Source organism: Sediminibacterium roseum, assembly GCF_009939005.1.
Taxonomy (GTDB): Bacteria; Bacteroidota; Bacteroidia; order Chitinophagales; family Chitinophagaceae; genus Sediminibacterium; species Sediminibacterium roseum.
The window spans coordinates 600699-619421 of the sequence record NZ_JAACJS010000011.1; the positions used below are offsets into that span (position 1 = coordinate 600699).

An 18723-nucleotide genomic window follows, 5' to 3' on the forward strand; every position below is an offset into this window, starting at 1 on the left:
AAAAAGATGCGGCCAAGGCCGCATCTGTCTGCAATATCATTACCGGAAGTTAATTAAACGCCTCCCTTACCCTGTCGAAAAAGCTCTTGTCTCCTTTGTTCGGGTTCGGTTTGAAATGTTCGCTCCTGTTCATCTTTTCGAGCATCTCCTTTTCTTCTGCATTCAGGTGCTGGGGGGTCCACACATTCACCTGGATCAGCTGGTCGCCTTTACCATATCCCTGCACTTCAGGAAATCCTTTTCCTTTGAGGCGGAAGATCTTGCCGCTCTGTGTGCCCGGTGGGATCTTGATCTTGGCGCGCCCGTCTATCGTAGGCACTTCCACTGACGTGCCGAATGCGGCATCAGGGAAAGATATGTGAAGATCGTATGCCACATTGAGCCCGTCGCGGTGCAGCTCCGGATGTTGTTCCTCTTCGATCTGGATGATGAGGTCGCCCGGCGCACCCCCGCGTTCGCCCGCATTTCCTTTGCCGCTCATGCTGAGCTGCATGCCCTCCTGCACACCCGCAGGAATATCGATGCTGATGGTTTCTTCGCCGTATACACGGCCCTCGCCCTTGCAGGCGGTACATTTTGCGGTTACGGTTGTGCCTTCGCCATTACAGGTAGGACAGGTTGTTACCGTCTGCATCTGACCGAGGAAAGTACTTGTTACTTTACGCACCTGTCCGCTGCCATTACACGTAGAACAGGTTTGCACACTGCCTTTGTCTTTTGCGCCGCTGCCGGAGCATGTGGTACAAACCACGTGTTTTTTAACCTTTACATTTTTGGTAACGCCCTTGGCGATCTCTTCGTAGGTAAGCTTCATCTTGATGCGGAGGTTGCTGCCACGCTGGCCGCGCGCCGCCCTTCCACCGCCACCGCGACGGCTTCCGCCGCCGCCGAAGAAGCTGCCGAACATATCGTCGCCGAAAATATCTCCAAACTGGCTGAAGATATCGTCGGTATTCATGTTGCTGTATCCACCGCCGCCGCCCATACCGGGTGCAAATGCCTGGTGGCCGAAACGGTCGTATTTCGCTTTTTTGTCGTCGTTGCTCAATACCTCGTAAGCTTCAGCGGCCTCTTTGAATTTCTCTTCCGCTTCTTTATCGCCCGGGTTGCGGTCGGGATGGTATTGCATAGCAACTTTGCGATAAGCTTTTTTGATCTCATCTGCAGAGGCTGATTTGCCCACGCCCAGAACTTCGTAATAATCTCTTTTATTGGCCATTAGCTATTAGCTTTTAGCTGCAAGAAAAACAATAAACACCACCGGCCCCGCTCGCAGCTCGGGGCTCGTAGCTCGCGGCTTATTTTCCCACCACAACTTTTGCAAAACGAACGATCTTATCATTCAGGTAATACCCTTTTACAACTTCATCGATCACCTTGCCCTGCAGGTCCGGTGTGGGTGCCGGAACCTCTGTGATCGCCTCGTGTTTCTCCACGTCAAAATCGGTGTTGATGCTTTCCATTGCTTTTACGCCTTTCGATTGGAGCGTGGACCTGAGTTTGTTAAACACCAGCTGGATGCCTTCCTTCTGTTTGGCAATATCATCGGTACCGGTGAGTTGTTTTTCGGCACGGTCGCAATCATCGAGCACATCGAGCAGCGCCACGATCACTTCTTTGCCTGCGGTCTGCATGAACTCCTGTCTTTCCTTGGCCGTTCTGCGACGGAAATTATCGAACTCGGCCATCAGACGGAGGTACTTGTCTTTTTGCTCCCTGACCTCTGCTTCCAGTTTGTCCAATAGATTTTCTTCTATTACAGGCTCATTGAGGTGCGAGGTGCCGGCTGCATTTTCGTCAGTATTGATATCCATTCCACCCATTGTGTCGGTGGTTTCCGGGTTTTGCATCGATTCTTTCTCTTCCATAGTATTAATTCGTTGTACGGCTATACAGGGCAAATATTTTGCCGGGGCAAAGAAAGGGAAAAAATGACAGGGCGTGAGCGTTTGGGGTGGGGAATTGGCGGTAAAACGGCCACCCGGTTAAAACAGGGCAGAAATGCGACCCCGGGGCCAACTTCCAGGCCTCTCTGGGCCGCCGGGCATTTATGCGGTTTACCGCCTAATTCCATCTGCCCTATCTTCGCGCCATGACGAAAGTAACCCTTAGAAAAAAGATCGCCCCCCGTATTGCCAACGGGCACCCGTGGGTTTATGGGAACGAGGTTGAAAAGATAGAAGGAGATGTGACCGGCGGCGATATTGTGGATGTTTTTTATGGCGACGGAAAATTTGCAGGGAAAGGATACATCAACCCGAAATCACAGATCCTCGTAAGGCTGCTCACGCGCAAACAGGAGGAGATAAATGCGCAGTTCTTTCACAACCGCATTGCCAGGGCATGGGAATACAGGAAAAAGATCGGCTATACAGAAAACTGTCGCCTCGTATTTGGCGAAGCAGACCAACTGCCGGCGCTGGTTATCGATAAGTTCAACGATTATTTCGTGATACAAACCTTGTCGCTGGGTATCGATACCTGGAAAGACGCCATTGTACGGGCCATCGGGTCCATTTTTTCTCCCAAGGGAATTTACGAGCGCAACGATGTGCCGGTAAGGGAACTCGAAGGTTTGCCGCAACAAAAAGGTTTTTTATCCGCACCGTTTGATACCAATGTGCTGATCAATGAGAATGGGTTAAAGTTTGTGGTAGACATAGAGAACGGGCAAAAGACCGGGTATTTTCTCGATCAGCAAGACAACCGCCGCGCCATCCGGCACATTGTAAAAAACGCAGAAGTACTGGGTGTATTTACCTATACCGGCACTTTTGAAATCCATGCCGCCCACTATGGTGCGAAATCTGTGCTTGGGCTCGATATTTCAGAAAATGCAGTGGCACAGGCCAACCGCAATGCGGCCCTGAACGGCCTGCAGGATATCGTTCATTTCGAGGCAGTGAACGCATTTGATGTACTGAAACAATGGGGCAAAGACGGGAGGCAATACGATGTTGTGATGCTGGATCCGCCGGCATTCACCAAGAGCCGGGAAAACATCCAGAAAGCATTAACGGGCTACAAAGAGATCAACCTGCGCGGCATGAAGCTGATACGCAATGGAGGCTTCCTGGTAACATCGAGTTGTACCAACCTGGTTTCGCCCGAACAATTCCTGCAAACCATAGAGCTCGCCGCAAAAGACGCCCGCAAAAGAATAAGACAGGTGACCTTCCAGGCACAGGCCAGCGATCACCCGATCATCTGGGGCATGGAAAATACCAATTATCTGAAGTTCCTGATCGTAGAGGTGGAGGACCGCTGATTGAGTTGCTGATACTGTCAATAAAAAATCCCGGTAATAATGTACCGGGATTTTTTTTACCAATTATTTAAAAGCGCAAGCTAAAAATGAATAATGCAAACTACCTGTTCACCTGGAACTTTCCTGATTCGATGATCCTTCCCGTATTGTCACGCAGCTGAAACACATATAACCCGCGGAAATAATTATCATCGAAATTGATGGTGAGTTTGGAATCGGTGATGCGTATGTCGTTCATCTTTCTACCAATGAAATTGTACACCTGGAGCGTATAATTTTTATCAACGGTCTTATCAAAAGAGAAATTGATGTAACTGGTTGCGGGGTTGGGATAAAAGCTGGTGATCTTTGCCGTTTCTGCGGGATTATCAAACGAAGTGTTGTCAACAACATAACTGTTGATGAGGAACGTTAACAACACCAATCCGATTGAATAAAGTTTTCGCATAGGTTAAAATCAACCTAAAATTACTGAATCTATCCATTGATAACACTACCGCAACGGTTTTTTAACAAAAAACGCCCCTGCTCTATTGGAACAGGGGCGTTTTTTCAGCGTATTTTAATTTAATCCGTTCAGGGTTTGCTGGATGGCGTCAAAATTGGGCAGATCGCCGGGTGTAGGGCAAATCTCTGCGTACTGAACCACGCCGTCCTTGTCGATGACAAAAGCCGCGCGTTTGCTTACGCCCTGCATTTCGAATGCCGGGAAGGTTTCATAAAGCACATTGTATGCTTTGGCTGCCTCTTTATTGAAATCACTCAGCAAAGGAAAGTTGAGGTTCTGCTCTGCCTTGAATTTGCCGAGTGTAAACAACGAGTCTACAGAAATGCCAAACACCTTCGCATTGGTGTTGTTGTAAATGCCGATGTTATCGCGCACATTGCATAGTTCTGCCGTGCAAACACCGGTGAAGGCGAGCGGGAAGAACAACAAAACAACATTGCTTCCTTTCTGATCGGCAAGCGACACTTTGTTTTTGTCTGTATCGAATAAAGTAAAATCAGGAGCCTGCTGGCCGGTTTGAATTGACATGGTGTATCTTTTTTGATTGAATTGCGAAAATAGATGATTTTGGATGGTTTGCGGAGCAGTATTCGCCAGTTACAGCTTCATCTCCGGCACCTCTCCTTCCACAACAAGCCGTCCCGCGGTTTTTGACCTGATCTCTTCCACGCTTACGCCGGGTGCGCGTTCTTTCAGAACAAATCCCTGGGGCGTTACGTCGAGCACCGCCAGTTCGGTCACTATCTTTTTTACGCAGTGAACCCCTGTTAGCGGGAGTGAACATTGTGGCAATAATTTGCTTTCGCCTTTCGGATTGGTATGCATCATGGCCACGATGATGTTTTTTGCGCTTGCCACAAGATCCATCGCGCCGCCCATTCCTTTTACCATTTTGCCGGGGATCTTCCAGTTCGCAATGTCGCCGGTATCGCTTACTTCCATGGCGCCCAGAACGGTGAGATCGATCTTACCGGCGCGGATCATCCCGAAGCTTTCGGCACTGTCGAAAAATGCACCGCCCGGAACCAGTGTTACGGTTTCTTTGCCGGCATTGATCAGGTCTGCATCCACCTCAGATTCTTCCGGGTAAGGCCCCATGCCCAGTATCCCGTTCTCGCTCTGGAAGATCACGGTCATACCGGGAGGAATGTAATTCGATACCAATGTAGGAATGCCAATGCCAAGGTTCACATACATCCCATCCTTCAATTCCTGTGCAATGCGTTTTGCGATTCCGAATTTATCTAAGGCCATAATGTTTTCTTTATTGATTATACCGTACCGCAAAGTGTCACAACACCGCCACTAATGGTATGCGATCTACATTTATAATTTCACGGTCTTCCGCTCGATTCTTTTTTCGTACTGCTTTCCTTCAAAAATGCGGTGTACATAAACGCCGGCCACATGAACATCATCGGGGTCGATCTCTCCGGGCTGTACCAGCTGTTCCACTTCAGCGATCGTGGTGTTGCCGGCCTTTGCCATGGAGGTGGAAAAATTGCGCGTGGTTTTCCTGAACACGAGGTTGCCGAGCGTATCTCCTTTCCATGCTTTTACGATGGCGAAATCGGCGTGGAGCGCGTGCTCCATCAGGTACATTTTACCATCAAACTCGCGTGTTTCCTTGCCTGCGGCGATCTCTGTGCCATAGCCGGCCGGGGTAAAGAAAGCAGGTATACCCATGCCTGCCATCTGTATGCGCGTGGCAAGCGTGCCCTGCGGGATGAGATCCACTTCAAGCTCACCGCTGAGGAGCTGGCGTTCAAACTCGGCGTTCTCTCCAACATAACTGCTCATCATCTTTTTGATCTGGCGCGTTTGCAACAACAGGCCCAAACCAAAACCGTCTACCCCGGCGTTGTTTGAAATACAGGTGAGCTCCTTCACGCCTTTTTTAACAAGCGCCGCGATGGTATTTTCGGGAATGCCGTTCAATCCAAAACCACCCAGCATCAGTGTGGCGCCATCGGCGATGTCGTGGATGGCTGCCTCCGCATCGGTGAATACTTTGTTCATGGAATAAAGTTAAGCTAATAAGCGTTAGTAAAAACACCGGGCGCGAACGATGCATGCCGGGTGCGGATGGATGTTCAGCAACTATTTTTCGGGCGGCGGCGTTGAGTTGAGCAACATTCTTTCCCTGTTCGCATAAGCATCAACGGAATCGAGCAATGCTTTCATTTCTACCGGGCGGGATTCGTAATAGTGGTAAGTGTCGTCGAACTGCTTTTTGGTGATGTGGTGAAGTGCGTACACCTCTTCGTATAAGCGCAGGAATTCTTTGGTATTTCTTAGTGTGGTGTCCTGTGCGGCCATGCGGGTGTAGAGCTCGTCTATTTTCATAAGGTCCCACATCACTACTTTCATGGTTTCGGGCTCCAGTCTTTTTTTGTCGGAGCGGCACGCGGTTGCGGCCAGGCAAAACAATACAAGAACGGCTACGGATCTTTTCATCTCAGTTCCTGTTTGTAACGCGTTGCGTTGATCACATCTATTTCGCTTAAGATCTCTACGATCCTCGATTTCTGTTCGGCGGGCGCTTTCTTAAACATCCCTATCAGCTCCTGCGCTTTTCCCTGCAGGAAAAACTGGACGAACATCGTGTTTGAATTTTCTTTGTTAAAGGCCTGCAATTGCGTGAGGCCCTGTGTTACCCCGAGGCGGGCCTCTTCTTCGGCATCAAACATCCTGTCTAAACCATTGCGGTAATAGGTATACAAGATATCGTGCAGGATATTATAACGCGTATTGATCAGGTTCTCGTTGAGCCAATAGCGGTTGCGCGACCCATCAAATACGCGCCAGCCCGAAATATTTTTTCCTTCAGGCGCATTGGTGATGATGTTCTGCGCTTTGCGGTAATACGTTTCCCCACCCTTTGGCGCAAACGAATCGTAGTCCATCGCAATGATCATGTAGGCATAATAAGCAAAGATGGCCGTAAGGTTCGCCGCCAGCGCATCCGTTCCCTGCACGCGGTTCTCATTGAATTCGACGGGTTGAAACTCCACGTATTTGAACGCAACATCCGGATCGATGTAGTTGATCAGCGCCGCATTGTACGATGAATTGAATACCGGGCGGGCGGCCTGCACCGTTAGTGTTGCCTTGTAAACACCCGTTTCCAGCACGCTCTCGATGTTGAGCAGGAAACTGCATTCTATTTTTTCGTTGGGCTGAAACTGGTCGTTCGTCCACTTGCGGTTGTTGAGCAGGTTGTTGAGTTGGGTTTGCAGCGTTGTGAATATTTTTTTATCAACGGTCGAATTCACCCGCGATGCCACCACGTTCACCCTCGCCTGCAACTCCTGCGCGCCTGCGGTTTGCCACAGCAGGCATGCTGTTAAAATGACCAGGAATATTTTATTTCGCATCTAACTGTGTTACGATAAATGAAACAATATTTTTTGCAATCTCTTTTTTTGAAGAAGGGCCATACCGGAATTCTTTGCCCGACCGGTCCAGTATGGTTACCTGGTTGGTATCAATGCCAAAACCCGCTTTCTCATCACGCAGTGAATTCAAAACAATACAATCGGCATTCTTCGATTGCAGTTTTTTCAGTGCGTTCTCTTTTTCATTGTTGGTTTCGAGGGCGAAGCCGACAAGGTATTGATTGCTTTTCTTGCGCCCCCCCAGTTCCTTCAATATGTCTTTGGTTTGCACCAATTGCAATTCTAAGTTACCGGATTGTTTTTTAATTTTCTGGTCGGCTACATTTGCCGGTGTAAAATCCGCAACTGCGGCCGACATCACCGCAATATCTGCCGATGCGAAAGCGGGAACACACGCATCAAACATATCACCCGCAGAGACCACTTTTGTTATTTTGATGCCCCTGAATGCCGGAACCAGCGCCGTAGGGCCGGTTACCAGTTCCACATCGGCGCCACGCATGTACAGTTCTTCCGCCAGGGCAAATCCCATTTTACCAGAAGAGTGGTTGCCGATAAAACGAACGGGATCTATCGCTTCATAGGTTGGCCCCGCGGTTACCAGCGCTTTCCTGTTTTTCAGCTCACCGGAACGAAAAAATGTTTCTGCCAGGTACGATACAATGTCTTCCGGCTCCGCCATCCTTCCTTCGCCAAACAAACCACTGGCCAGCTCGCCATTGTTTACCATGATAAGGCGGTTGCCATATTCCCGGAGGGTAGCGATGTTTTTTTGTGTAGAAGGATGTTTCCACATGTCTTCATCCATGGCAGGCGCAAACACCACGGGACAGGTTGCAGACAGGTAGACGGCGAGCAAAACATTGTCGCAGAGCCCATGGGCCATTTTTGCCAGTGTGTTGCAGCTCAGCGGTGCGATCACGAACACATCGGCCCAGCGGCCGAGCATTACATGGTTCGACCATTCTGTTCCTTCTGCCAGTTCAACAACAACGTTGTTCTTAGATAAGGTAGAGAGTACCAGAGGCGACACAAAATCTTTTGCGGCGGGGGTCATCACCACTTTTACTTCGGCCCCGGCCTTTACCAGCAGGCGCACCAGCAAAATGGATTTGTAGGCGGCGACGGAGGCGGTGATGCCTACCAGTATCTTTTTGTTTTGTAACATCATATTCAGCTACAGGCTAAGAAAGTGAAAACAGCGCAATGCCACGTTCCGCGGATGCCCTAAAAATACAAAAACGACAGCTCATCACTGTCGTTCTGCAATCATTTCTGAAACATTTAGCTTATCTGAAGAGATCGCTTTCATCGTTGCGGCGGTGGTATACTTTGCCCTCCATGAATTCCTGTGTTGCAAGGATGGCCGGGTTTGGCATTTTCTCGTAGGCGCGCGAGATCTCGATCTGCTCTTTGTTTTCGTGGATTTCTTCGAGGCTGTCTGTATGGCTCGCAAATTCTTCCAGTTTGTTGTGCAGCTCTTCCCTCAATGAAATATTGATCTGGTTCGCTCTCCTGGCAATGATCGCAATCGACTCGTACAGGTTGCCGGTCTTGCCTTTGATATCGATCAGGCTTTTTGTTTCAACAACACTTGCGGTATTAGCGCTCATTTGTCTTCGTAACTTGCTCATTTCTCAGGTTTTTTAAGGCGTTATTTGTTTGTGTTTTTACTTTGTTCACATCGGCGAGGTATTTGCTGTCTGCAAACCGTTCATTGAACTCATTGCATTCTGCCAATACTTTTCCGAAGCGTTCCGGTTGTTTTTCTTCGTAGCTCATCTCTGCATATTTATAGTATGCTTTGATGGTTTGATACTTATACTCGTCCCCTTTTTTAGAATCGGGGAAGTTCTCGGCTACATTTGAATACGCGATGGCTGCTGCTTTGTAATAACCGAGGTTATAGTACAGTTCCGCCGCGTTGGATTCTTTCTGTTCCAGTTTTTCCCTGCACACATCGATCAGTTCACTTGCATCTTTCACGCGTGGGGATGTGGGGTGCGTGTTGATGAAGGCCTGCATCAGCTGCATGGTCTTGTTGGTATTGGTCTGGTCCAGTTCTACCTTGGGTGATTGCTTGTAAAAGCAGTAAGCGCGCATGTAATCGCACTCTTCACCCTTGGGGCTGGTAGGAAAATTTTCAACAAAACTTTTGAAAAGCTGTTCTGCATTGAGATAATCTTTCTGGTAATAATAAGAGTACGCGAACTTATAGTACATGTCTTCGTAACGCGTGGTTCCTTTTACATATGGAAAGATATCTTCAAAGAGCTGCTGGGCATACACGTAGTTCTTGTTCGCGTAGTATTGCTCGGCCATCTTGTATTTATACTCATAATCCTTGCTCTTCATGATCTTCCCGAATTTGTTGGAACACGAAGAGGCGAACAACCCTACCGATAATAATAACAGAACGATCCTATTCATACAAGTTGGCAAAATTAGTTATTTGCGGGCAATTTAGTGCGGGTTAAGTTAAGAAAAGTACAAAAAGGCCCTGCTGAACCCTCAAAACCGGTGGCGCAGGGCTCAAATCGGTTAACCAGGCGCCCAAAAGCAGAAAGGCCGCCAAATGGCGGCCTTTCCAATATCCACAAGACCGGAAAATTACTTCCCGTCTTCTCCTTCCTGTAATTTGGCCTTGATCTCGGCGAGGGCGCCCAGATCTCCCAAAGTTGCTTTTTCAACCTTAGCCTGGATGTTCTTGACAGCTTTTTTAGTGTTGTCAGACTCAGCTTTGGCTTCTTTTTTAGCAGCTTCCTTGGTTTCAACTTCCTGCTGTTGCCAGATGCGTGAATGGCTCAACACGATGCGTTTTTCGTTGCGGTCGAACTCGATCACCATGAACTGTGCAGTTTCATCAGCCTGAACCTGTTTGCCGTCTTCCTTATCGAGGTGGCGGTTAGGCGCGAACCCTTCGAGACCATATTGCAATTGCACCAGGGCGCCTTTGTCGTCCTTGCGGGTAACAGTGCCTTCGTGGATGGAACCAACTGCGAATGTATCTTCCAGGGCGTTCCATGGATCTTCTTCGAGTTGTTTGTGTCCCAGCTGCAGTTTGCGGTTTTCTTTGTCGATGCTCAGAATGATCACATCGATCTGCTCACCAACTTTTGTATAGTCTGTAGGGTGATTGAAACGTTTCAACCAGCTCAGGTCGCTGATGTGGATCATACCACCGATACCTGGTTCCAGCTCAACAAATACACCGTACGGAGTGATGTTTTTCACCAATCCTTTGTGCTTGCTTCCTTCCGGGAACTTGTTCTCAATGGTGTTCCATGGATCCTGGCTCATTTGTTTGATGCTCAGGCTCATTTTACGTGCGTCTTTGTCAAGGGTAACCACTTTGGCTTCGTACTCATCGCCCAATTTGAAGAATTCCTTCGCATTGATCGGTGTGTTCGCCCATGTGATCTCAGAAACGTGTACCAGTCCTTCAACACCAGGCTGAATTTCCAGGAACGCGCCGTAATCTTCGATATTTACCACCTTGCCTTTCACAACAGAACCTTCTGCCAAACCTTCAGGCAGCACATCCCATGGATGCGGTGTAAGTTGCTTCAAGCCGAGGCTGATGCGTTTTTTGTCGTCGTCGAAATCCAATACCACCACCTGTAATTTCTGGTCCATCTTCACCACTTCGCTCGGGTGAGAGATACGTCCCCATGAAATATCCGTGATGTACAGCAAACCATCCAAACCGCCGAGGTCCATAAAAGCACCAAAATCCGTGATGTTTTTCACCACGCCTTCCAATACCTGGCCTTTCTCGAGTTTGCTCATGATCTCTGCACGTTGTGCTTCGATATCGCTTTCGATCAGTGCCTTGTGCGATACAACGGCGTTCTTGATGGTTTCGTTGATCTTAACCACTTTGAATTCCATTGTTTTACCAACGAACTGATCGTAATCAGTTACCGGTTTCACATCGATCTGTGAACCTGGCAGGAAGGTTTCCATGCCAAATACATCCACGATCAGGCCACCTTTTGTTTTGCTGGTAACGGTACCGGTAATAACCTCGCCTGTTTTGTGAACCTCCACAATCCTTTCCCATGCACGGTAAATGCGGGCAGATTTGCGGCTCAGGTGCAGGTTACCGCTGCGGTCTTCTTTCTCTACCACCATTACTTCCACATCGTCTCCTACTTTCAGACCCTGAACATCGCGGAACTCGTTCAAAGAAACCAGTCCGTCGCTTTTGAAACCGATGTTTACAACCACATCTGTTTTGGTCAAGGCAACAACTGATCCTTTTACGATCTCGCCATCTTCGATCTGTACGAAAGTGTCGTCATACACTTTATCGTATTTCATTCTTTCTGATTCCTTGTAGTGACTCACATTGCGTTTGTCGATACTCCAATCGAAATCATCGTGCGCTGTTTCCACCACCGGGGCGGCTTCAGCTACAGGTGCATTTGTTGTCGCAGTAGTAACCTCAGGGCTGTCTTGAGCGCCGGAGTTATCCTGTGCATCTGCGTTTAGTTGTTTTTTAAATAAATTCATATAAGCTCCCGATGGTTTTTATTTCGGGGGAGCAAAGGTAGGAAATATATAGGATTTACCCGCCAAAGCAGGCCCGCAAAAGTTTTTACCGGCCGGCGCTGTACACCGATTTCAATGAAATCATTATCATATTCATAAATAATTAATTACTAACGTTTTGCTTCAGCCGAAAATCGTGTTTCTGCCCTTTCCCTTATCTTCGGCGTTCAACCCGATAAGCCGGCCCGTATGAGCCTCGTTAAAAAATTATCCGACAACAAAGACAAAACTTCGCTGTCGCACAAAATGCGCAGCCGCCGGTTTGGCTTTTTTCTTTCGCTGATCCGGGACCTTCCCAGGCCCTTGTCGATCCTCGATATCGGCGGAACCATCGGTTATTGGGAGGCGATGGGTTTTAACGAAAAAGACGTTCACATTACCCTGCTCAATCTTTACAGCGAACCCACCGGCAAACCCGGTTTCAGCAGTGTTTCGGGTGATGCGACAAAACTTGGGTTCGAGGACCAATCTTTCGATATTGTTTTTTCCAACTCGGTGATCGAACATCTTTTCGATAAGAACAGCCAGCAGAAAATGGCCGCTGAAGTGGCACGCGTGGGCAAGCGGTATTTCGTGCAAACGCCCAATTACTGGTTCCCGCTCGAACCGCACTGGATGTTCCCCTTCTTCCAGTACCTGCCGGTTCCCGCCCGGATCTTCCTGACGAGGAATTTTTCACTCGGCCATATCCCCAAAACACCTGACAAGCAAAAAGCAACGGAACAGGTGAACGAGATCCGCCTGCTTACCAAAAAAGAAATGAAGTCGCTTTTTCCCGGTGCTGATCTCTATGAAGAGAAATTCTTCGGGTTGAACAAATCGTTTGTGGCGTATCGTTTTTAACCGCCCACATCGTTCTTTTTCCCACGCACCAGGTAACGGACGGATAAAAATACAACCGCGATTGCGGTATAAAAGGCGAGCCCCTTCAGGTTTGCATAAATGTCTTCCTTGTCGAACCTCCCGTGCACCCGTGTGTGAAAAATTTTATTGCACAGCGGTTGCAGGTATTCGATCATCACACCAAACAGGGCCAGGCCAGCGAGGATGAACACCAGTCCCCTCCCAAAAAGAACATGCAGGAAAGCCGCGGCGCCGAAATAGAAAAGCGTGTGCAATAGTTTGTCGTTGCCGCGCAGGGGAACCGGGATCTTGACCAGGAAGCCGATCACAGCAAAGACAAAACAGGTAACAAGAATAATGACCTTATGACTGGTTCGTAAATTGAACATGCGTTGCTAAAAATAACACCTGGATGGATACCGGAGCTTTTTTTCTGCCGCCCGAAAGATCTGTTGTTTTACAGGATAAACCGTTCCAGGTTCCTTAATTCTTCATTATATTTAAAACGGCTGAAAATCTTTACTTCGCCCCCGCTTATGAAAACATCTTTTTCACGTTTTACACGGCATTGTGCCGCTCTCTCGCTACTGCTTGTGTTATGCAGTGGCGCCAGTAATCGCGGAACCGTTACGGAGGATTGGATCGATCTCTTCAACGGCAAAGACATCAACAACTGGATCGTTAAGATCCAGCACCACGAAACGGGTGATAATTACGCGAATACTTTCCGTGCGGAAGACAGGATCATCAAGGTGAGGTACGATGGATATGACAAGTTCAACGAGCAGTTTGGCCATTTGTATTTCAAACAGCCTTACTCTTATTACCATTTGAAATTTGAATACCGTTTTACCGGAGAATGGAGAAAAGATGCACCGGGCTATACCGAGCTCAACAGCGGCGTGATGTATCATTCACAGGATCCGCGTACAATGCCGAAGGAGCAGGACTGGCCCATCTCCATCGAAATGCAGCTGCTGGCAGGTCTGCCCGATGGCAAACCAAGACCCACCGGCAATATGTGTTCTCCCGGAACCAATATTGTTTACAAAGGGAAACTCGATACCAGGCATTGCATCAACTCCAGCTCCAAAACCTACCCCGCCAATAACGACTGGATCAGGGCCGAGCTTATTGTGCTTGGCGATTCGCTGATCACGCACATCATCAATGGAGATACGGTGCTTCAATATTCAAAGCCGCAGATCGGTGGAGATGTGGTAAACCGCTACGATCCCAAACAAAAGATAGACGGCACCATACTCGATCACGGCTTTATCGCTTTGCAGAGCGAAGGGCAACCCGTGGATTTCAGGAATGTGAAGTTGCTGAACCTGGAAGGTTGCATGGACAAAGCGTCGAAAAGCTACAGGAGTTATTTTGTGAAGGGGAATGCGGGGCTTTGTAAATAAACAGGAGTCATCCGGTTGGACAACTCCTGCATATACACCAGTTTCTTAAGAAAAATATCTGACACAAACTTTGGCCCCTGTTTTTTGAGAACAACAACGGGTTTAGACAGGTTTACATTGATCGTTCGATTCCCAGTTCCAGTCCACGCAACTCCGCCAAACCACGCAAACGGCCAATCGCCGTATAACCCGGGTAGGCATCTGTTTTTTTCAGATCGTCCAACATCTGGTGGCCGTGGTCGGGACGCATGGGTATTGAGATCTTCCTTCTTCTTTGCACCGCTACAATCTCTTTTACTACCGCGTACATATCCACATCGCCATCAAGGTGATCGGCCTCGAAGAAATTCCCTTCGGCATCACGCCTGGTAGAGCGCAGGTGCAGGAAGTGTATGTAATCGCCGAGGCGTTTAACCATACCGGGCAGGTCGTTGTCTGCGCGAACGCCAAATGACCCTGTGCAAAAACAAAACCCGTTTGCGGGCGATGCAACTGCATTGCGCAGGTCGTTGGCATCTTCTTCCGTGCTCATGATGCGCGGCAATCCCAAAACCGAATACGGCGGATCATCTGGGTGTATGGCCATTTTCAGGCCAAGCGCTTCTGCAACCGGTACCACTTCCCGCAGGAAATAAAACAGGTGCTCTTTTAATTTTGCGCGATCGATGCCTTCGTATTTTTTGAGCGCCTCGAATATCTGTTCGGGTGTAAACTGCTCACGGCTGCCGGGCAACCCGAGCAATGTGTTTTTGCAAAGCAGGTCCTTTTCTTCCTGCGACATGGATGCAAGTTTCTTTTTCCCGCGTTCAATTTCTTCGGGCGTATAATCCTTCTCTGCGCCAGGGCGTTTGAGCAAAAACAGGTCGAACGCAATGAATGCCGCTTTTTCAAAATATAAAGCGCGACTGCGGTCGGGCATCTCGTAAGCAATATCTGTACGCACCCAGTCGAGAATCGGCATGAAGTTGTAAGTGATCACTTTTAACCCGCATTGGGCAACATTGTGCAGGCTGACCTTGTATTTCTCTATCCATTCCTGGAAGTTCCCATACTGTCTTTTGATGTCTTCATGAACGGGTAAACTTTCGATCACCGTCCAGGTCATGCCCGCGGCTTCAATCAACGCTTTTCTTTCATTGATGGCTTCAACGGTCCATATTTCTCCTACCGGGATCTGGTGCAGTGCGCTTACAACGCCTGTGCAACCTGATTGCCTGATGTCCCAAAGACTAACCGGATCATCCGGCCCGTACCAACGCATGGTATGCTCCATTTTTTCTTAGCTTTTGGCTATCCGCTCCTGGCTGATAGCTTGTTTGATGAATAAGGAGGAAGCTCTGTTCCTTCCCCGGACAAACCTAAAATAATTCGCCAAAGATTTCGCAGTCGTTTGAAAAAAACTGCGAAATCGATGGCGAAGATTTATTTCGTGGATTTTGAATGATGAATCGCCGTTGCGGCTTTACATCCATCAAATTACCAAAACAAAGTATACAAAGCAGCCAGCAGTCCGCACACGATCAAAGCGCCCACGGCAAAGCCGGGTTTCATTTTGAACATTGAGCTGTCTACTTCGAGGCCGTTGGTTTTTACGCCGCGCTTGTTCTCGATGGTGCTGATGATCCACATGCCCACGATACAGAGTATGAACACAAAGCCCATCCTGTCGAGAAAAGGAATGGTGTAAATACCATCTTCCTGCGCTGCAAAACCCATCGGTGAAAGAAAGGAAAGGTCCGCAAATTTTGGAAGGAACTTAAGAATGATCGAAAAGATAAAACCGCCGATGGTTGCAAAAAGGGCCGCATTGGAAGTTGTTTTCTTCCAGAAAAACCCTAAAATGAACATCGCAAAAATACCCGGGCTCACAAAGCCTGTATACTCCTGTATGTATTTGAACCCACCTTTCTCGATACCAAGGTATGGGGCGATCAATATGGCGATGAGCATGGAAACAACGACCACTATCTTACCGATCCAAACCATTTTCTTCTCGCTTGCATCCGGCGCGATCTTCTTTTTATAAATATCAAGTGTGAAGATGGTTGAGATACTGTTCGCCTTACCCGCCAACGATGCAACGATCGCCGCTGTGAGGGCCGCAAAGGATAATCCTTTGAGGCCGCCCGGTAAAAGGTTCAGCAGGGATGGATATGCTTTGTCGCCAACAACCTGGCCGCTTGCATCCACCAGTTCATTGTTGTTGAAATATCCTTTCTGGTTGAGCACAAACGCCGCGATACCCGGCAATACCACGATCACAGGCATCAGCAATTTCAGGAACGCAGCAAAAAGAATTCCTTTGCGCGCAGTCGGAAGGTCTGCACCCAGTGCGCGTTGTGTGATGTATTGGTTACAACCCCAGTAATTCAGGTTAACGATCCACATACCACCCACCAACACCGTGAGCCCCGGGAGATCGAGGTAATTGGGATTGTCTTTTTTGAAGATCATGTGGAAATGATCGTCGGCATGCTGCATCATCAGGTTAAACCCGTTGATGGTGCCGGTTGTGCCATACTCCTTACTTACAAGGTTCAGTGCGAGATAGGTGGTTACAAGTCCGCCGAGGATCAGGAAGAACACCTGTATCACATCTGTAAACCCGATCACCTTCATACCACCGAGTGTGATGATGATGGCAAAGATCCCCAGCACATACATACAGAGATAGATATTGATGCCGCTGATGCTGTTGATGGCGAGTGCACCGAGGTACAATATGGAAGTGAGGTTCACGATCACATACAGCAGCAACCAGAACACGGCCATGATCATCGCCACGGTTCCATTGTAGCGCTGGCTGAGAAACTGGGGCATTGTGTAGATCTTGTTTTTAAGATACACAGGTATAAAAAATATCGCAACGATCATCAATGTTGCCGCTGCCATCCACTCGTAAGTAGAGATGGCGAGCCCCATTTTAAAACCGCTTCCGCTCATCCCGATAAACTGTTCCGCGGAGATATTGGATGCGATCAACGATGCACCGATGGCCCACCACGTGAGCGATCCCTCTGCCAAAAAATAATCGTGCGAAGCCGTTGTGCTCGCCTTCTTCTTTTTCCTGTAAACCCAATACCCGTACGTGGCAACGATAACAAAGTAGATCAGGAACACAATGTAATCGGCGGTTTGCAATGATTTCATAAGAGCAATTGTTTGATTGTGATTGTGAGTAGTTGTTTTTTATGTGCTGTTGATCGGTTGATGCATTTACGATTGCCGCTTGCCCTTAACGAGGTAAGCTCACTGGTAATACCGTTCATTCCACCTCAACTCGTTTTTAAACTGGTGGATCTTCGTTTCCTTATCGATCAATACCAGTTCGATGCCTGCCATCTCTGCAAAGTCTGTAAGGTGCTCCGTTGTTAAATTCTGGCTGTAGCAGGTATGGTGCGCTCCCCCGGCAAGTATCCACGCGGCGCAGCCGGTGTGCATGTTAGGGTATGGCTTCCACAGCACCCGTGCAACAGGAAGTTTGGGCATGCTCTGCATCGGCGCTACGGCGATCACTTCGTTTACGAGCAACCTGAAGCGGTTACCCATGTCTACAATAGATGCATTCAGTGCAGGGCCCGGCGCCGAATTGAATACCAGCCGCACCGGATCGGCCTTACCGCCAATACCCAGCGGATGTATCTCGCACGATGGTTTTGCATCCGCGATGCTTTCACAGATCTCGAGCATATGGCTTCCCAGTACCAGCCTGTTGTCGGGATTGAAATGATAGGTATAATCTTCCATAAAACTATTGCCGCCTTTCATACCCGCTCCCATCACCTTCATCGCGCGAACGAGCGCAGCCGTTTTCCAGTCGCCTTCGCCGGCAAAGCCAAAACCCTTGCCCATCAGGCGTTGCGCCGCAATACCCGGAAGCTGTACCATGCCGTGCAGATCCTCGAATGTGTCTGTGAATCCTTTGAAGTTTCCGTCGCGTAAAAATGTTTCGATCCCTATTTCGATCTTTGCTGCTTCCCGCAGCGATGCGTGCTGCGCACCTCCTCTCAGCAACGTATCCATCAGCAGGTATTTGTCTGCATACTCTTCAACAAGCGCATCGATCTGCGCATCGGTTGTTGCATCGATCACTTTTACCAGGTCGCCAACACCATATGTGTTTACACTGTAACCGAATTTAATTTCGGCTTCCACTTTATCGCCTTCTGTTACGGCAACATTGCGCATGTTGTCTCCGAAGCGTGCGAATCTGGCAGACTGCCAATCGTTCCATGCAGCAGCGGCCCTTGCCCATGCATCTATCTTGCCGAGCGATTCCGGGTCTTCCCAATAACCCACCACCACTTTCCTGTTCAACCGCATGCGGCTCATGATAAACCCAAACTCGCGATCGCCGTGCGCCGACTGGTTGAGGTTCATAAAATCCATATCGATGGTTGCCCAGGGAATGTCGCGGTTGAATTGGGTATGAAAATGAAGCATTGGTTTCTGCAGTATTTTCAAACCGCCGATCCACATTTTTGCAGGGGAAAAAGTATGCATCCATGCAATTACGCCTATACAGTTTTCGGCCGTGTTCGCTTCCATACATACCGCATAGATTTCTTCTGCAGACTTCACGGTCGGTTTGTACACAATACTCACGGGTATCAGCGCCGATGCATGCAATGATGCGGCGATGGTTTGCGAATGCTCCGCTACTTTTTGCAAAGTTTCGTCGCCATACAAATGCTGGCTGCCGGTGATGAACCATACTTCTTTTTTCTTGAGATCGATCAT

General features: G+C 48.6%; 19 protein-coding genes. 3 read left to right on the plus strand and 16 right to left on the minus strand.

Annotated elements, in window-relative coordinates:
- Positions 1-49: 49 nt before the first annotated feature.
- Both dnaJ and GWC95_RS07870 read right to left on the minus strand, forming a co-directional pair.
- Positions 50-1219 carry a molecular chaperone DnaJ gene (dnaJ, locus tag GWC95_RS07865; RefSeq protein ID WP_161818140.1) on the minus strand — a complete coding sequence of 390 codons (1170 nt, stop codon included), beginning with the start codon at positions 1217-1219 and terminating at the stop codon, positions 50-52.
- Positions 1220-1298: 79 nt separating this feature from the next.
- Complete coding sequence (locus GWC95_RS07870; RefSeq protein ID WP_161818141.1) at positions 1299-1868, minus strand: nucleotide exchange factor GrpE; 570 nt, start codon at positions 1866-1868, stop codon at positions 1299-1301.
- 224 nt (positions 1869-2092) lie between these two features.
- On the opposite strand from GWC95_RS07870, the gene GWC95_RS07875 reads away from it, so the two are divergent.
- Complete coding sequence (locus tag GWC95_RS07875; protein ID WP_161818142.1) at positions 2093-3268, plus strand: class I SAM-dependent rRNA methyltransferase; 1176 nt, start codon at positions 2093-2095, stop codon at positions 3266-3268.
- 100 nt (positions 3269-3368) lie between these two features.
- Here GWC95_RS07875 and GWC95_RS07880 read toward each other — a convergent pair whose 3' ends face one another.
- From GWC95_RS07880 to rpsA, 10 genes are all read right to left on the minus strand, one after another.
- Positions 3369-3716, minus strand: coding sequence for a T9SS type A sorting domain-containing protein (locus GWC95_RS07880; protein ID WP_161818143.1), 348 nt, complete (start codon positions 3714-3716; stop codon positions 3369-3371).
- 114 nt (positions 3717-3830) lie between these two features.
- The gene (locus GWC95_RS07885; protein WP_161818144.1) at positions 3831-4304 is read right to left on the minus strand and encodes a redoxin domain-containing protein; all 474 of its coding nucleotides are present in this window, start codon (positions 4302-4304) and stop codon (positions 3831-3833) included.
- A gap of 69 nt (positions 4305-4373) precedes the next feature.
- Positions 4374-5030 carry a CoA transferase subunit B gene (locus tag GWC95_RS07890; RefSeq protein WP_161818145.1) on the minus strand — a complete coding sequence of 219 codons (657 nt, stop codon included), beginning with the start codon at positions 5028-5030 and terminating at the stop codon, positions 4374-4376.
- Between the two features lie 72 nt (positions 5031-5102).
- The gene (locus tag GWC95_RS07895) at positions 5103-5795 is read right to left on the minus strand and encodes a CoA transferase subunit A (RefSeq protein ID WP_161818146.1); all 693 of its coding nucleotides are present in this window, start codon (positions 5793-5795) and stop codon (positions 5103-5105) included.
- An 81-nt stretch (positions 5796-5876) separates the two neighbouring features.
- Positions 5877-6233, minus strand: a complete 357-nt coding sequence (locus GWC95_RS07900) for a DUF4296 domain-containing protein (RefSeq protein ID WP_161818147.1) — start codon at positions 6231-6233, stop codon at positions 5877-5879.
- Complete coding sequence (gene porD / locus GWC95_RS07905; RefSeq protein WP_161818148.1) at positions 6230-7153, minus strand: type IX secretion system protein PorD; 924 nt, start codon at positions 7151-7153, stop codon at positions 6230-6232. Before porD ends, GWC95_RS07900 begins: the two co-directional genes overlap by 4 nt.
- Entirely contained in the window at positions 7143-8345 is a 1203-nt protein-coding gene (gene coaBC / locus GWC95_RS07910; RefSeq protein WP_237722097.1) for a bifunctional phosphopantothenoylcysteine decarboxylase/phosphopantothenate--cysteine ligase CoaBC, read from the minus strand. Before coaBC ends, porD begins: the two co-directional genes overlap by 11 nt.
- Positions 8346-8463: 118 nt before the next feature.
- Complete coding sequence (locus tag GWC95_RS07915) at positions 8464-8808, minus strand: DNA-directed RNA polymerase subunit omega (protein WP_161818149.1); 345 nt, start codon at positions 8806-8808, stop codon at positions 8464-8466.
- A complete protein-coding gene (locus tag GWC95_RS07920; RefSeq protein WP_161818150.1) occupies positions 8777-9604 on the minus strand; it encodes an outer membrane protein assembly factor BamD in 828 nt (275 codons plus the stop codon). The genes GWC95_RS07915 and GWC95_RS07920 overlap by 32 nt, the downstream gene beginning before the upstream one ends.
- Before the next feature lie 180 nt (positions 9605-9784).
- Positions 9785-11689, minus strand: a complete 1905-nt coding sequence (gene rpsA / locus GWC95_RS07925) for a 30S ribosomal protein S1 (protein ID WP_161818151.1) — start codon at positions 11687-11689, stop codon at positions 9785-9787.
- A gap of 228 nt (positions 11690-11917) precedes the next feature.
- Here rpsA and GWC95_RS07930 point away from each other — a divergent pair, with 228 nt between their 5' ends.
- Positions 11918-12571, plus strand: coding sequence for a class I SAM-dependent methyltransferase (locus GWC95_RS07930; RefSeq protein ID WP_161818152.1), 654 nt, complete (start codon positions 11918-11920; stop codon positions 12569-12571).
- On the opposite strand, the gene GWC95_RS07935 is transcribed toward GWC95_RS07930, so the two are convergent.
- Entirely contained in the window at positions 12568-12960 is a 393-nt protein-coding gene (locus tag GWC95_RS07935; protein WP_161818153.1) for a hypothetical protein, read from the minus strand. The two genes, GWC95_RS07930 and GWC95_RS07935, sit on opposite strands and share 4 nt — an antisense overlap.
- A 147-nt stretch (positions 12961-13107) precedes the next feature.
- Between GWC95_RS07935 and GWC95_RS07940 the strand changes: the two genes are divergently transcribed.
- Positions 13108-13983 (plus strand): 3-keto-disaccharide hydrolase, encoded by an 876-nt coding sequence (locus tag GWC95_RS07940; RefSeq protein WP_161818154.1) that lies wholly within the window; start codon positions 13108-13110, stop codon positions 13981-13983.
- 112 nt (positions 13984-14095) lie between these two features.
- On the opposite strand, the gene uxuA is transcribed toward GWC95_RS07940, so the two are convergent.
- From uxuA to araA, 3 genes are all read right to left on the minus strand, one after another.
- Positions 14096-15256, minus strand: a complete 1161-nt coding sequence (uxuA, locus tag GWC95_RS07945; protein ID WP_161818155.1) for a mannonate dehydratase — start codon at positions 15254-15256, stop codon at positions 14096-14098.
- Between the two features lie 203 nt (positions 15257-15459).
- Positions 15460-17133: a sodium/sugar symporter gene (locus GWC95_RS07950; protein WP_161818156.1), complete on the minus strand. Its 1674-nt coding sequence runs from the start codon at positions 17131-17133 to the stop codon at positions 15460-15462.
- A gap of 99 nt (positions 17134-17232) precedes the next feature.
- Positions 17233-18723, minus strand: a complete 1491-nt coding sequence (gene araA, locus GWC95_RS07955; protein ID WP_161818157.1) for an L-arabinose isomerase — start codon at positions 18721-18723, stop codon at positions 17233-17235.